Raw genomic sequence first — 13,606 nt, forward strand, 5'->3', positions numbered from 1 at the left:
GCCCTGTCCTGCCAAAGACCAAGGGCATCCCCCGACACACCCCTTGCCGACGAGGGAACCCCCTCCGCATCCGGAAGGCGGCGCAATGACCGACCCCACCGCTATCCAGCCGAGCGAGCTCGACCAGCTCCCGGACCGCGACCCCGAGGAGACCGCCGAATGGCAGGCCTCACTCGACGCCGTCACCCAGGCGGCCGGGCCGCACCGTGCCGCGTATCTGATGCGCCGCACGCTGGAGCGCGCCGAGGGCAACGGACTCGCGCTGCCCAAGCTGCTTGAGACCGACTACGTCAACACCATCCCGACCGCCGCCGAGCCCACCGTGGACGGCGACGAGGAGATGGAGCGCCGGATCACCGCGTGGAACCGCTGGAACGCGGCCGCGATGGTGACCCGCGGCGCGAAACACGGCGTCGGCGGCCACATCGCCACCTTCGCCTCCGCGGCCTGGCTCTACGAGACGGGCTTCAACCACTTCTTCAAGGGCAAGGAGGCCGACGGGTCCGGCGACCAGCTCTACCTCCAGGGCCACGCCTCCCCCGGCATCTACGCCCGCGCCTTCCTCGACGGCCGCCTGACCGAGGCGCATCTCGACAACTTCCGCCAGGAGGCGGGCGGCAACGGCCTCCCGTCGTACCCGCACCCGCGGCGCCTGCCCTGGCTGTGGGAGTTCCCGACGGTGTCGATGGGCCTCGGCCCGCTCTCCGCGATCTACCAGGCGCGCTTCAACCGCTATCTCACCAACCGCAACATCAAGGACGTCTCGGCGTCCCACGTGTGGGCGTTCCTCGGTGACGGCGAGATGGACGAGCCCGAGTCGACGGCGGCACTCGCACTGGCCTCCCGCGAGGGCCTGGACAACCTGACCTTCGTCATCAACTGCAACCTGCAGCGCCTCGACGGTCCGGTCCGCGCGAACTTCAAGATCGTGCAGGAGCTGGAAGCCCAGTTCCGCGGCGCCGGCTGGAACGTCATCAAGTCGCTGTGGGGCAACGCCTGGGACGAGCTGTTCCGGCTCGACACCACCGGCGCCCTCGTCCGGCGTCTGCGCCAGGTCCCGGACGCGCAGGTGCAGACGTACCAGACGCGCGACGCCGCCTACATCCGCCAGGACTTCTTCGGCTCGGACCCGGCGCTCGTCGAGCTGGCGAAGCTGCTGAGCGACGACAAGATCCTGGAGTGCTTCCACCTCTCCCGCGGTGGTCACGAGGCGCGCAAGGTGTACGCCGCGTACAAGGCCGCCGTCGAGCACAAGGGCGCTCCGACGGTCATCCTGGCCCAGACGGTCAAGGGGCACACCCTCGGTGCGGGCTTCGCGTCGAAGAACGCCAACCACCAGATGAAGAAGCTGTCGACGGACGAGTTCAAGCAGATGCGTGACCTGCTGGAGCTGCCCATCAAGGACAGCGACTTCGTCGACGGCGTGGTCCCCTACGGCCACCCGGGCGCCGACTCCCCCGAGGTCCGCTACCTCCAGGAGCGCCGCGCGGCCCTCGGCGGCCCGGCCCCGGCCCGCCGTACGCAGCCGCTCGCACCCCTCCCCGCCCCCGCCGACAAGGCCTTCGCGGCCTTCGACAAGGGCTCCGGCTCGCAGAACGTCGCGACGACCATGGCCTTCGTACGCCTGGTCAAGGACCTGGTCCGCGACAAGACGTCCGGGAAGCGCTGGGTGCCGATCGTCCCCGACGAGGCGCGCACCTTCGGCATGGAGAGCCTCTTCCCGTCGCTCGGGATCTACTCCCCCAAGGGCCAGACGTACGAGCCGGTCGACCGTGACCAGCTGATGTACTACAAGGAGGCCAAGGACGGCCAGATCCTCAACGAGGGGATCACCGAGGCCGGTTCCATGGCGGACTTCATCGCCGCGTCGACCGCGTACAGCACGCACGGCGAGACGATGATCCCGTTCTACATCTTCTACTCGATGTTCGGCTGGCAGCGCACGGCCGACCAGATGTGGCAGCTCGGCGACCAGCTGGGCCGCGGCTTCCTCGTCGGCGCCACGGCCGGCCGTACGACGCTGACGGGCGAGGGCCTGCAGCACGCGGACGGTCACTCCCCGGTCATCGCGGCGACGAACCCGGCGGCGCTGTCGTACGACCCGGCGTTCGCGTACGAGGTCGCGACGATCGTCAAGGACGGGCTGCGCCGGATGTACGGCGAGGCCGCGCCGGGCGAGGACCAGAACGTCTTCTACTACCTCACCGTCTACAACGAGCCGATCCCGCAGCCCGCGAAGCCGTCGGGGCTCGGTATCGACGAGGGCATCGTCAAGGGGCTCTACCGCTTCAACACGGCGGAGTCGGCGGGCGTCCAGGTCAACGCGGCCAACGCCGCGCGGATCCAGCTGCTGGGCTCCGGCACGGCGATCCACTGGGTCCTGGAGGCGCAGAGGCTGCTCGCCGAGGAGTGGGGTGTGGCCGCGGACGTCTGGTCCGCCACGTCCTGGACGGAGCTGCGGCGGGACGCGCTGGAGGCCGACGCGGCGCTGCTGCGCGGTGAGGAGCGGGTGCCGTTCCTGCGGCAGGCGCTGCAGGGTGCCGAGGGGCCCGTGCTCGCGGTGTCCGACTACATGCGGCAGGTGCCGGACCAGATCGCGCAGTGGGTCGAGCAGGACTACTCGTCGCTGGGCGCGGACGGGTTCGGTCTCTCCGACACGCGGGCGGCGGCGCGGCGGCACTTCGGTGTCGACGCGCAGTCGATCGTCGTCGCGGCGCTTGCGCAGCTTGCGCGGCGGGGTGAGGTGCCCGCGTCCGCGGTGAAGGAAGCCCGCACGAGGTACGGCCTGTAGCCCTCCCGGGCCTGCGCCCCCACCCTCCCACGGCCGGTCCACAGCCCGCGGGAGGCTGGGGGCCGCCCGCGCCGTTCCCCGGGCCCCCTTAAGGACCCGGCCGGTCGTCCACTGCGGGTCGTGCGTGGCCGGCCGCGCAGTTCCCCGCGCCCCTCAAGGACCCGGCCGGTCCTCTGCTGCGGGTCGTGTGTGGCTGGTCGCGCCGTTCCCCGCGCCCCTGAAAGGCGGGGCTGCGCCCCTGCCTTTCGGTTTTGGGGGCGCGGGGAACTGCGCGAGCAGCCACGACGGTGCCGCACCCGACCACAGGCCCGTCTTTCAGGGGCGCGGGGAACTGCGCGGCCAGCCGCGACGGCGCCGCAGACGGGCGCGTAGCCACCCCGCCCGCCCGGTCGGCGGAGCCACCGGCATCATGGGACCCATGCGCGCTGCCCGGCTCATCAAGATGGTGCTGCTCCTGCAGTCCCGGTCCTCCATGACCGCCGCCGAGCTGGCGCGCGAGCTGGAAGTGTCCGAGCGGACGATCACGCGGGACGCGCAAGCGCTGTCGGAGGCCGGCGTCCCGGTGTACGCCGACCGCGGCCGCACCGGCGGATACCGGCTCGTCGGCGGCTACCGCACCCGGCTGACAGGCCTCGCCCGCAGCGAGGCCGAGGCCCTGTTCCTCTCCGGCGTACCGGGCGCCCTGCGCGAGATGGGCCTGGAGGACGCCTCCTCCGCCGCTCTCCTGAAGGTGTCCGCCGCCCTGCTGCCCTCCCTCAAGGACGCCTCCCGCACCGCGGCCCAGCGCTTCCACCTGGACGCCCCCGGGTGGTTCGCCGAGCCGAGGACCCCCGAACTGCTGCCCGCGATCGCGGAGGCGGTCTGGGACGACCGCCGGATCACCGCACGCTACCGGCGCGAGGAGACGGAGCTGGAGCGCGAGCTGGAGCCGTACGGGCTCGTCCTCAAAGCCGGCGTCTGGTACGTGTGCGCCAGGGTGATCGAGCCGGAGCAGGGGCCCGGGTCTGCGCCCAGGCCCGGGCCTGGGCCTGGGTCCGGGCCTGGGCCTGGGTCCGGGCCTGGGCCTGGGTCCGGGCCCTTCCGGGTCTACCGCATCGAACGGTTCACCTCCGCCGAACCGGCAGGCGACCGCTTCGAGCGCGACGAGACCTTCGACCTGCCCGGCTTCTGGGCGGACCAGGCCGAGCAGTTCGCCCGCTCGCTCCTGCGGGCGACGATCGTGGTGCGCCTCACCGAGGCGGGCGCGCGGCGCCTGAAGCACACCGTCGACCCGCTCTCGGCCCAGGAGGCCCTGGACGCGGCGGGCCCGCCCGACGCCGAGGGCCGGGTGACGCTCACCCTGCCGGTCGAGTCGTACGACGTCGCGTACACCCAGTTCCTCTCCCTCGGCCCGGAGGCGGAGGTGCTGGAACCGGCCGAGCTAAGGAAACGTTTCTCCGACGCCGCGGCCCGGATCGCCGCGTACTACATCGACACGGCGACCCGGGCTGACAAGGGCTGCTGACAAGGGCTGACGAGGGGCCGACCAGGGCTAGCGGTAGCCCGTCACGTCCGCCGGCCTGCCCTGTGACTCCACCTCCAGCAGGTAGCGCCACGCGTCGGGCGCCGAGCCGTCGACATCCGTGAAGCCGTACTCCTGGGCCAGGCCGCCGCTGGACAGCGACTGCCCGTTCCAGCGGGCCACGTCCGGGTCGGCGGCCAGGGCGACCAGGGCCCGCCCGATGTACGTGGGCGACTCGGAGATCGCGAAGTGCGGTACGTGCTCGCAGGCGTCCCGCCAGTTCTCCTCGGTGACCTTGAACGCGGTGTCGAGCATCGCTTCGGAGCGCAGCCAGCCCGGGGTGACGCAGACCGCCGTACAGCCGTACTCCTTCAGCTCCTCCCCGAGGTCGTACGCCATCCGGATCGGGGCCGTCTTGGCGAGGTCGTAGAACAGCGGCTTGCGGTAGCGCCGGTTGTACTCCTCGGTGCCGTCCGTGACCTCGACGAGCAGTCCGCCGGGGTGACGGATGAGCAGGGGCGCCGCGATGTGGCTGGTGACGAGGTGCGACTCGATGCCCAGGCGCATGATCCGCAGCCCCTTGCCGAGATCCATGTCCCACATGTCGGGCTGCTTGTCCGCCGTGAAGTCGAGGTGGACGTCGCCGCCCCAGATGTCGTTGACGAGGATGTCGAGGCGGCCCTGCTCCCGGTCGATGCGCTCGACCAGGACGCGTACCTGCTCCGGTTCCAGGTGGTCCGTGGGTACGGCGATGCCCCGGCCCCCGACCCCGGCGGCGCGGGCGGCCTCGTCGACCAGTTCGGCCGTCCCCTCGATCGTCTCGGTGGTCCGGCCGACCTCGCTGACCTGATCGCGGGTCGTGCGTCCCGTCACGTACACCGTGGCCCCCGCGCGCCCCAGCTCGACCGCCATGGCCCGGCCGGCACCTCGGGTGGCGCCCGCGACCAGCGCTATCCTGCCGTCGAGCGGTCCCGCGTTCTCCTGTGCTGCCTGCTCTGCTCTCTCCATGTGCCGAGCATCCCGCCGAATGGCGACACCCGCTGTCGGATTTTCCGGCGGCATGTGCGCGCATAACGATCCGCCTGTCCCCGGGTGCGCGGGCCGGGTCCAGGCCCGATGCTTGTCCCGTGATGGACGAGACGGAGTTCTGGGAGCTGGTGGACGCGACCCGCGAGGCCGCCGAGGGCGACCCCGAGGAGCAGGCCGACCTGCTCGTCGAGCGGCTGCTCCGGCTGGACCCCGACATGGTCCTCGACTTCGCCCGTCACTTCGAGGCCCGCTACAACCGCGCGTACACCTGGGACCTGTGGGGCGCCGCCTGGATCCTGCTCGACGGGGCCAGCGACGACGCCTTCGACTTCTTCCGCTGCTGGCTGATCGGCCAGGGCCGGGAGACGTACGAGGGTGCCGTGCACGACCCGGACAGACTCGCCGACCTCCTCGGGGACTTCGACGACGAGGTCGACGGGGACGCCGAGGAACTGGGCTACGCGGCGGACGAGGCGTACGAGCAGCTCACCGGTGCGGTCGCCCCCGACCTGGGCATCCCGGCGGCCCCTCCCGAACCGCTGGGCACCCCGCTCGACCTGGAGAACCACTCCCTCCTTGAGGAACGCCTGCCGCGCCTGTGGGACCGCTTCGCGGACTGACGCCCACGAGGTACGGGCCGCCGGCGGCCGGTCTCAGTGGGCGGGGCCGCGCCGGGCCGTGAAATCGTCCCCGGGCGCTCCACCGGCCGGCGCCGAGCCGGCCTCCGGGGCGCTGTGCGGGGGCGCCGCGTTGGCCCGGTCCAGCGCGGACGCGGTGGCGGCGGAGGGGCCCACCACGACCGCGGCCACCACACAGGCGACGGTCCAGGGGCTGCGGGCGAGCCGCGCCCACAGGGACGTACGCGTGGGCTGCTGCTCGTGACTGCTCGTACTCGTGCGACTGTTCATGATCCCCGCCTCCGGTCAGTGCGTGCCCTGACGGTAGAAGGCGCGGCTCGGGGTGGTCCGTGAGCCCGCTGTGGCACACCTGTGAGGCTGGGCGGCGCCCCCGAAGGGGCGCGGGGAACTGCGCGACCAGCCCCCACCGGGCCCGCAGGTGACACACCGCAACTCCCGGCGGAACGCTCAGTGACGCCCCTGCAGCCGCGCCGCGTGCTGTCTGATCGCGGGCAGCCGGGCCATGAGCGCGGCGCCCGGGCACGCGGTCCAGTAGCCGTCGGTGTGGCCGGAGACCGCGGTGAAGGTGCCCCGGGTGCCTGCCCGGTACTTGCTCAGGCTGTTGGTGGACACGAGCCGTACGGGGGCGCGCGGGTCGATGCCCGTGAGCCCCAGTTTCCAGGCGGCGACGGCCGCGATGGCGTCGGTCATCGCCCGGGGAACGGGCACGCCCGCGGTGAACGTACCGAGTGCGGCGATGCCCGTCGTGCCCACGTTGAAGCCCTGGGTGTGGGCGCCGACGACGGCCCGTTCGGTACCGCCCGCCCGGCCCTCGTAGACGGTGCCGCAGCGGTCGACGAGGAAGTTGTAGCCGATGTCGTCCCAGTGCCGGACTCCGGCCTGCCCGGTGTACAGGGACTGGATGATGCGGGGCGCGTCGGCGCAGTCGTAGCCGTTGGGCGAGTCGGTGTGATGCACGAAGACGGCGGACACCCGGCCCGCGTACCGGGTCGGCGGCTGGGTGGACGCGGCGTCGCCCAGCCAGCGTTCCCTCGGCACGACGGGCGGTTTCGGGGCCCGGTGCCCGACCGCGGCGCGGGCCGCGACGGCCCGCTCGGCGTCGCCCGGTGTCCGGTCGACGCCCACGGCACAGAGCACCAGCGCGGCGACGGCCGCGAGGCCGGGGACGCAGGCCAGCACGGCGCGCGCGGGCCGGGGCAGCCGGTCCGGCACGACGCGCGGAAGGCGGGGTATGCGGGCCGTGGGCGGGCTCCGGTGGGCGCACATGCGACCCACTCTCCGGGACACCGGGAGGGTCCGCGATGTGTGGTGTGCCACCCGGTGGAACCAACGCCCCGGTCCGGGACGTTTCTACAGGTCCACGCACGTGTGCGGGCCGGCCGGTCCCCCACGCGCGTACCTGATCACTGGGCCCGCCCGGCGCGTACTAAGGGGCCCAAGAGAAAGGGAGCTCCGTGGACCTGCTCGACATCCTGCTGTTGCTGGTCATTCTCGGCTACGCGGCGTCCGGCTACCGGCGCGGACTGGTCGCGGGCTGTGTGTCGCTGGCCGGCTTCGTGGGCGGTGCCGTCATCGGCGTATGGGTGCTGCCCTGGGTGATGGACCTGGTGGAGGCGGGGACCACGGCCGCGACGGTCACGGCGGTGCTCACCGTGCTGCTGCCCGCCGCGGTGGGCCACGAGCTGGCGGGGCGGCTGGCGCTGAAGCTCCGCCGCGAGCTGGACCGGGGTTCCCTGCGCGTGGTCGACGGAGTGGGCGGCGCCGCGGCGAACACGGTCTCCGTGCTGCTGGTGGCATGGGTGGCCGCGAGTGTCCTCGGCGCGTCCGCCTCGCCCGTCGTCACCTCCTCGATCCGGGACTCGGCGCTGCTCGGCGCGGTGCAGGACACGATGCCGGAGACGACTCCGGCCTGGTTCTCCCGGGCCACCTCGGCGCTCACGGAGGCCGGTTTCCCGCAGGTCTTCAACCCCTTCGAGAACGAGCCGACGGCCTCGGTCGCCAAGCCCTCCGGGGACAGCGTCACCGCGGCCGCCACGCGGGCCGCGCAGCGCTCCACGGTGAAGGTCGAGGGCGCCGTCGGCACCCAGGGCCGCGAGGGCAGCGGCTTCGTGTTCGCCTCGGAGCACGTGATGACCAATGCCCATGTGGTGGCGGGCATCGACGACCCGACCGTACGGGTGGGCGGCACGGGCCGTGCGTACGAGGCGAAGGTCGTGCTCTTCGACCCGCAGAAGGACGTGGCCGTGCTCGACGTGCCGGGGCTCAAGGCCCCCGTGCTGTCCTTCGACACGAGTGCGGCGCGCGGTGACGCGGCGGTGGTCGCGGGCTATCCGCAGGACGGCGGCCTCGACCTCCAGGCGGCCACGGTCGCGAACAAGATCGATGCGCAGGGCCGGAACATCTACGGCTCCGACACGGTCACCCGCGAGATCTACTCGATCCGCTCCACGGTCCGCCCCGGCAACTCCGGCGGGCCCCTGCTGACCACGGACGGCAAGGTCTTCGGCGTCGTCTTCGCCCGCTCCACCAGCGACGCCGAGACGGGTTACGTACTGACCGCCGACGAGGTCGCGGAGGACGCGGCGCGCGCGGCGAAGGCGTCGTCGCCGGTGGACACGGGAGACCTCGTGACGTCGTGACCACCGCCCCGACCGGACCGCTGCCCTGACCGGATCGCCGCCCCGACCGGAGAGGCGGCCCGTCAGAGCCTGCGGCCCATCAGTACGTCGTCCACGTACTCGCCGGCCAGCCGGAACTCTCCCGGCTGGATTCCCTCCACCACGAAGCCCTCCGACTCGTACAGCCTGCGCGCGGGCGTGTTGTGGCCGAGAACGCGCAGAGTGATCCGGCGTGCGCCCTGGCGGCGGGCCACCTCGACGGCGGCGCGTACCAGCGCCCGGCCCACTCCGTTGCCGCGGGCCTCGTCGGCGACGGCGAGACCCTGGATCTGCCGTACGTGCGCGTTGGACGCGAGCGGGGTCGGGAATCCGATCCGTACGTAGCCGACGAGCCGCCCGCCCAGTTCGGCGACCAGGTGGTCGCGGGGCCCGAAGCGGTCGTTGAAGAAGGGCTCGTACGGCGGCTGCTCCTGGGGCCTGACCGCGTGCTGGTAGGACCAGACCGCGCGGTCGAGACGGCCCAGCGCCTCTTCGTCCCCGGGCACCGCGGTGCGTATGTACGGCTCGGACATGCACGTCACTGTAGAGCCGGCGCGCCGGGCGCCACCCCCCGGCCGCGGGCACCCTCGGCGCGGTGCTCCCGGTGAGACTGACGCAGGATGGAGTCATGGAAGCTTCGCGAATCGCCGTGGCCGGCGCGTCGGGCCTCATCGGTACGGCCCTGGTGCGCTCACTGACCGCCGACGGCCACGAGGTGGTGCGGCTCGTACGCCGTACGGCCCGGGCGGACGACGAGGCCGAGTGGGACCCCGAGCGCGGTTACGTGGACGCGGTGGGCCTGTCCGGCTGCGACGCCGTGGTGAACCTCGCGGGCGCCGGGATCGCCGACCGCCGCTGGTCCGACGCGTACAAGCGGACGATCCGCGACAGCCGGCTCCTCGGCACCGCCACGCTCGCGGAGGCCGCCGCCTCCCTCGACCGGCCGCCGAGGGTCTTCCTGAACGGCAGCGCCATGGGCTTCTACGGGGACACGGGCACGCGCGCCGTGGACGAGAGCGCGCCCCCCGGGGACGGGTTCCTGCCCTCGCTGTGCGTGGAGTGGGAGGCGGCGGCGGCGCCCGCGCAGGAGGCGGGCGTACGGACCGTCTTCGCGCGCACCGGACTGGTGGTGGCCCCCAAGGGCGGTGCCTGGGGGCGGCTCTTCCCGCTGTTCAAGGCGGGGCTCGGCGGGAAGATGGGCGACGGGCGGCAGTACTGGAGCTATGTCGCGCTGCACGACCACGTGGCCGCGCTGCGGTTCCTGATCGATTCCGATTCGCTGTCGGGGCCCTTCAACCTGACGGCTCCGGAGCCGCTCACCAACGGCGAGATCACGGCCGCCATGGGGCGCGTCCTGCACCGGCCCACGCTGTTCTCGGTACCCGCGCCCGTGCTGAGGGCCGTGCTCGGCGAGATGGCCCAGGAGGTGCTGGGCAGCCAACGCGTCCTTCCCACCCGGCTGCTGGAGTCGGGCTTCACCTTCGCGTTCCCCGGCATCGAGGAGGCCGTTCGGGCGGCGCAGGCATAGGTACGGCGCGCCGGCGGCCGTGACGGGCGGCGGGCTCAGGTCCTGTCACCCCGGGCATGGTTCGCGCGCCGTGCTCCTGACCACATGCGACCGGCGTGCGACCGTGCCCTGTTCATGCGCGAGTTCCTCCGGCCGGTCGCGGCCCTACTCTCGTCCCGAAGTCGGGTATTCCGGATGCCCGTTGGGGGCGGGACGCCTCCAAGCAGCCGCGCGACCTCTAGGAGGGGCATGTGCTTGAGCCCGCTTGCCAGGCGGACGTCGTCATCGTGGGGGCCGGGGTCGCGGGACTCTCGGCCGCACACCGGCTGAACAGCGCAGGTGTGTCGACCGTCGTCCTGGAGGCCGCCCCTCAGGTGGGCGGCCGTATGGCGACCGAGAAGATCGACGGTTTCCGTCTCGACCGCGTCGGACGGCTCCTCTGCACGTCGTACCCGGAACTGCGGCTGACGCCGGGCCTGGACGCCCTCGTCCTGCGCCCGTTCGCCGCCGGTGTCCTCGTCCACGCCGAGGGGCGTGTGCACCGGGCGGGTGAGCCCGCGAGCGCCGGGGGCGCAAGGGGCGCACTCGACGCGGCGCGCGCCTTGGTGAGCCCCCCTCGCAGACTCCGGCAACTGCCCCCGGCCACGCCCGCGCCCGCGTCGCGGGCGTACCCCCCGCTCGGGGGCGCCCTCGACCAGGCCCGGCTCGCCTCGGCCCTCGGCCGGATCGCGACGGTCCCCGTGGAGCGGCTGCTGGCCCGGCCCGAGCGGCCCGCCGGGCGGGCGCTCGCGGCACGCGGCATGCCCGCCCGTACGGTCGAGGGTTTTCTGCGCCCCCTCCTGGCGGCGCTGCTCTGCGATCCGGATCTGACGACGTCCAGCCGGTGCGCCGACCTCACGCTCCGTGCCTTCGCCTCCGGGCGGCTGTGCCTGCCCGAGGGCGGTGCCGACGCCCTGCCCGAGCTGCTCGCCGGGGCCCTGCCTCCGGGGACGGTCCGTACCGGAGTGCGGGCGACCTCCGTCTCGACCACGTCCGTGACGACGGCGGAGCACGGTGAACTCCGCTGCCGGGCCGTTCTGGTGGCGACCGGCGCCCGCGCCGCGGCGGAGCTGCTGCCCGGTCTGCGGGTGCCGCCGTGCCACCCGGTGACGGTGGTGCACCACACGGCGGACGAGCCGCCCATGACGGACGCGGCGCTGCTCCTGGACGCGGACCGCCGGGGGCCGGTGGCCCATACGGCGGTCGTCAGCCAGGTCGACCCGTCCCGCGCGCCCGCGGGCCGCGCCCTGATCTCGTCGACGGTCCTGGGCGCACCGCCCGCGGACACGGACCGTACGGTACGGGCGCACCTGGCGGCCCTCTACGGCACCGCCACGCACCGCTGGGAGCTGCTGGCGGTCCGCCACACGCCCGACGCCGTCCCGGCGATGCTGCCGCCGCACGATCTGCGCCGGCCGGTGCGGCTGCTGGCGGGGCTGTACGTCTGCGGCGACCACCGGGACACGAGCACGGTGCAGGGGGCTCTGCACTCGGGCCGGCGGGCGGCGGGGGCGCTCCTGAAGGACCTGGGCGTCCCCGCGACGGCGCCGGTGGCTGCCCCGTTACCGGCCTCCACGGCGGCTTAGCCCCTCCCGGGGGCGGTCGAACTTCGGCTGCGGGTCCGTGGGGGCTGGTCGCGCAGTTCCCCGCGCCCCTAAAAGCAGGCCCCCCGCCAAGCCGGAGTGGAGGTCCCGACGCGGGGCAGGACCTCCACTCCTCCGGCCGACTCCCCGCACCCCACCCGGAAAGGGGCGCGGGGAACGGCCTTTCAGGGCCGCGGGGAACTGCGCGACCAGCCACAGCCGGCCCGCAGCCGAAACACGACCCTTTCCCGGGAACCGGGTCCCGGGTGGACCCGGGCTCAGCCGAGGGCAGCGACCTTGTCGCGATACCCCCGTACCGGCGCGGCATCCCGATACGGCTCCAACCGCCGCTCGAAGTCCCGCACATACTCCAGCGCCCGAACCGACCGCATCTCGGACGCCTGGGTGGCCGCCTCCGCCCCCAACTGGCACGCCTGGTCGAGCTCCCCGAGCCCGAGCCGCGCCGAGGCGAGGACCACCCGGCAGAAGAGCCGGCTGCGCGCATAGCCGGGCGAGCGCAACTGCAGCGACCGCTCGGCATGCTGGGCCGCCGCCCGGTACTGCTGCAGATCCCGGTGGCAGTGCCCGAACTCGTCCGCCAACTGCGCCTCGTCGAAGAACCGCGCCCAGTAAGGGACTTCGTCCCCCGGCCGGGCGATCTCCAGGGCCCGCTCGGCCCGTACGAGCGAGGCCGTGGCCGCCCGCACCTCACCGAGCACCCCGTGCCCCCGCGCCTCGACCGCGTACAGCAGGGCCTGGACGACGGGCGGCGCGGACGAACCCACGCCCTGCTGGGCGACCCGGGCCAGTTGCACCGCCTCGCGCCCGTGCCCGAGATAGACGGCCTGCCGGCTCATCGTCACGAGCACGTACGAGCCGTACGCCCGGTCCGCCGCCGCCTGCGAGAGCCGCAGCGCCTGCACGAAGTACCGCTGCGCGAGCCCGTGCGCGGCGATGTCGTACGAGGTCCAACCCGCCAGCCGGGTCAGATCGGACGCCGCGGCGAACAGCCGGCGCCCCGTCTGCTCGCCGTACGTGCCGCGGAGCATCGGCTCCAGTTCGTGCTCCAGGTACCGCACGAGGGCCTGCCGGGCGTGCCCTCCGCCGTACGCGTTGTCGAGTGTGCGGAAGAGCTCACCGACCGAGCGCAGGGCCGCGATGTCCCCGGCGGTCACCCGCTGCCCGGTCCCGCGCTCGGTGCCCGCGCGCTGCCGGAACGGCGGCCTGACCTGTTCCGGCCCGGCCGGGGGCCTGGCGGAAACCGGTCGGCCGCCCTGTACGGGGATGCGCGCGGCACCGGGGTCTCCGCGGCTCACCCGGTCGTCGGCCCGGCCGATCAGCCAGTCCCGGCTGGGCACGACGAGCCCCGCCGGAGTGAACGCGATCTTGCGCAGCTCGGCATGACTTCCCGAGTCCTTGCGCCAGAGCCCGCCGACGATGTCGACGGCCTCCTCCGGTGTGGCGGCGAACTCAAGACCCGCGTAGACGGGTGCGCAGGCGTCGAGCCCGAGGTCCTGCGCGCTGAGCCGGCGGCCGAGGCGGCGGGTGAACACCTCGGCGATCAGGGCTGGTGTGGTGCCCCGTGGCTGCTGTCCTCGCAGCCAGCGGGTCACCGATGTCTTGTCGTATCTCAGATCGAGACCGTGTTCGAGGCCGAGCTGGTCCACTCGACGGGCGAGCCCCGCGTTGGAGAACCCCGCTTCTGCGATAAGTGCGGCGAGCTGACGGTTGGGGGTGCGCTGCGCGGGTCGTTCCGTCATCTGCGGTGCGAACTCCTGCCTTCCGGGCTGGGGGCCTGCGCGGGCAGGCCCGGGGCGAGGTCGGCCGCCATGCCTTGAGCAGCCCTTATTAGCCTCGTGAA

General features: G+C 73.3%; 11 protein-coding genes. 6 read left to right on the forward strand and 5 right to left on the reverse strand.

The features are described 5' to 3' along the window. The first annotated feature begins 85 nt into the window (after positions 1-85). Positions 86-2,791, forward strand: coding sequence for a pyruvate dehydrogenase (acetyl-transferring), homodimeric type (aceE, locus tag ACH4DZ_RS17675; RefSeq protein ID WP_398288029.1), 2,706 nt, complete (start codon positions 86-88; stop codon positions 2,789-2,791). A gap of 418 nt (positions 2,792-3,209) precedes the next feature. Then, positions 3,210-4,295, forward strand: a complete 1,086-nt coding sequence (locus ACH4DZ_RS17680; protein ID WP_398288030.1) for a helix-turn-helix transcriptional regulator — start codon at positions 3,210-3,212, stop codon at positions 4,293-4,295. A gap of 27 nt (positions 4,296-4,322) precedes the next feature. On the opposite strand, the gene ACH4DZ_RS17685 is transcribed toward ACH4DZ_RS17680, so the two are convergent. Further along, the gene (locus tag ACH4DZ_RS17685; RefSeq protein WP_398288032.1) at positions 4,323-5,300 is read right to left on the reverse strand and encodes an SDR family oxidoreductase; all 978 of its coding nucleotides are present in this window, start codon (positions 5,298-5,300) and stop codon (positions 4,323-4,325) included. A 122-nt stretch (positions 5,301-5,422) separates the two neighbouring features. On the opposite strand from ACH4DZ_RS17685, the gene ACH4DZ_RS17690 reads away from it, so the two are divergent. After that, on the forward strand, positions 5,423-5,941 hold the full coding sequence (locus ACH4DZ_RS17690; RefSeq protein ID WP_398288310.1) for a DUF4240 domain-containing protein: 519 nt from the start codon (positions 5,423-5,425) through the stop codon (positions 5,939-5,941). 33 nt (positions 5,942-5,974) lie between these two features. Here ACH4DZ_RS17690 and ACH4DZ_RS17695 read toward each other — a convergent pair whose 3' ends face one another. Both ACH4DZ_RS17695 and ACH4DZ_RS17700 read right to left on the reverse strand, forming a co-directional pair. Then, positions 5,975-6,229 carry a hypothetical protein gene (locus ACH4DZ_RS17695; protein WP_398288033.1) on the reverse strand — a complete coding sequence of 85 codons (255 nt, stop codon included), beginning with the start codon at positions 6,227-6,229 and terminating at the stop codon, positions 5,975-5,977. Positions 6,230-6,406: 177 nt separating this feature from the next. Beyond that, positions 6,407-7,225 carry a peptidoglycan recognition protein gene (locus ACH4DZ_RS17700; RefSeq protein WP_398288034.1) on the reverse strand — a complete coding sequence of 273 codons (819 nt, stop codon included), beginning with the start codon at positions 7,223-7,225 and terminating at the stop codon, positions 6,407-6,409. Positions 7,226-7,413: 188 nt separating this feature from the next. On the opposite strand from ACH4DZ_RS17700, the gene ACH4DZ_RS17705 reads away from it, so the two are divergent. Beyond that, entirely contained in the window at positions 7,414-8,598 is a 1,185-nt protein-coding gene (locus tag ACH4DZ_RS17705; protein ID WP_398288035.1) for a MarP family serine protease, read from the forward strand. A 62-nt stretch (positions 8,599-8,660) separates the two neighbouring features. On the opposite strand, the gene ACH4DZ_RS17710 is transcribed toward ACH4DZ_RS17705, so the two are convergent. Then, on the reverse strand, positions 8,661-9,149 hold the full coding sequence (locus ACH4DZ_RS17710; protein ID WP_398288036.1) for a GNAT family N-acetyltransferase: 489 nt from the start codon (positions 9,147-9,149) through the stop codon (positions 8,661-8,663). A 95-nt stretch (positions 9,150-9,244) separates the two neighbouring features. Here ACH4DZ_RS17710 and ACH4DZ_RS17715 point away from each other — a divergent pair, with 95 nt between their 5' ends. Both ACH4DZ_RS17715 and ACH4DZ_RS17720 read left to right on the forward strand, forming a co-directional pair. Further along, the gene (locus ACH4DZ_RS17715; protein ID WP_398288037.1) at positions 9,245-10,144 is read left to right on the forward strand and encodes a TIGR01777 family oxidoreductase; all 900 of its coding nucleotides are present in this window, start codon (positions 9,245-9,247) and stop codon (positions 10,142-10,144) included. A 230-nt stretch (positions 10,145-10,374) separates the two neighbouring features. Beyond that, positions 10,375-11,748 (forward strand): NAD(P)/FAD-dependent oxidoreductase, encoded by a 1,374-nt coding sequence (locus ACH4DZ_RS17720; protein WP_398288038.1) that lies wholly within the window; start codon positions 10,375-10,377, stop codon positions 11,746-11,748. 275 nt (positions 11,749-12,023) lie between these two features. Here ACH4DZ_RS17720 and ACH4DZ_RS17725 read toward each other — a convergent pair whose 3' ends face one another. Next, positions 12,024-13,505 (reverse strand): regulator, encoded by a 1,482-nt coding sequence (locus ACH4DZ_RS17725; RefSeq protein WP_398288039.1) that lies wholly within the window; start codon positions 13,503-13,505, stop codon positions 12,024-12,026. Positions 13,506-13,606: the final 101 nt, after the last annotated feature.

The sequence above is a fragment of the Streptomyces sp. NPDC017991 genome, from assembly GCF_044328075.1.
Taxonomy (GTDB): domain Bacteria; phylum Actinomycetota; class Actinomycetes; order Streptomycetales; family Streptomycetaceae; genus Streptomyces.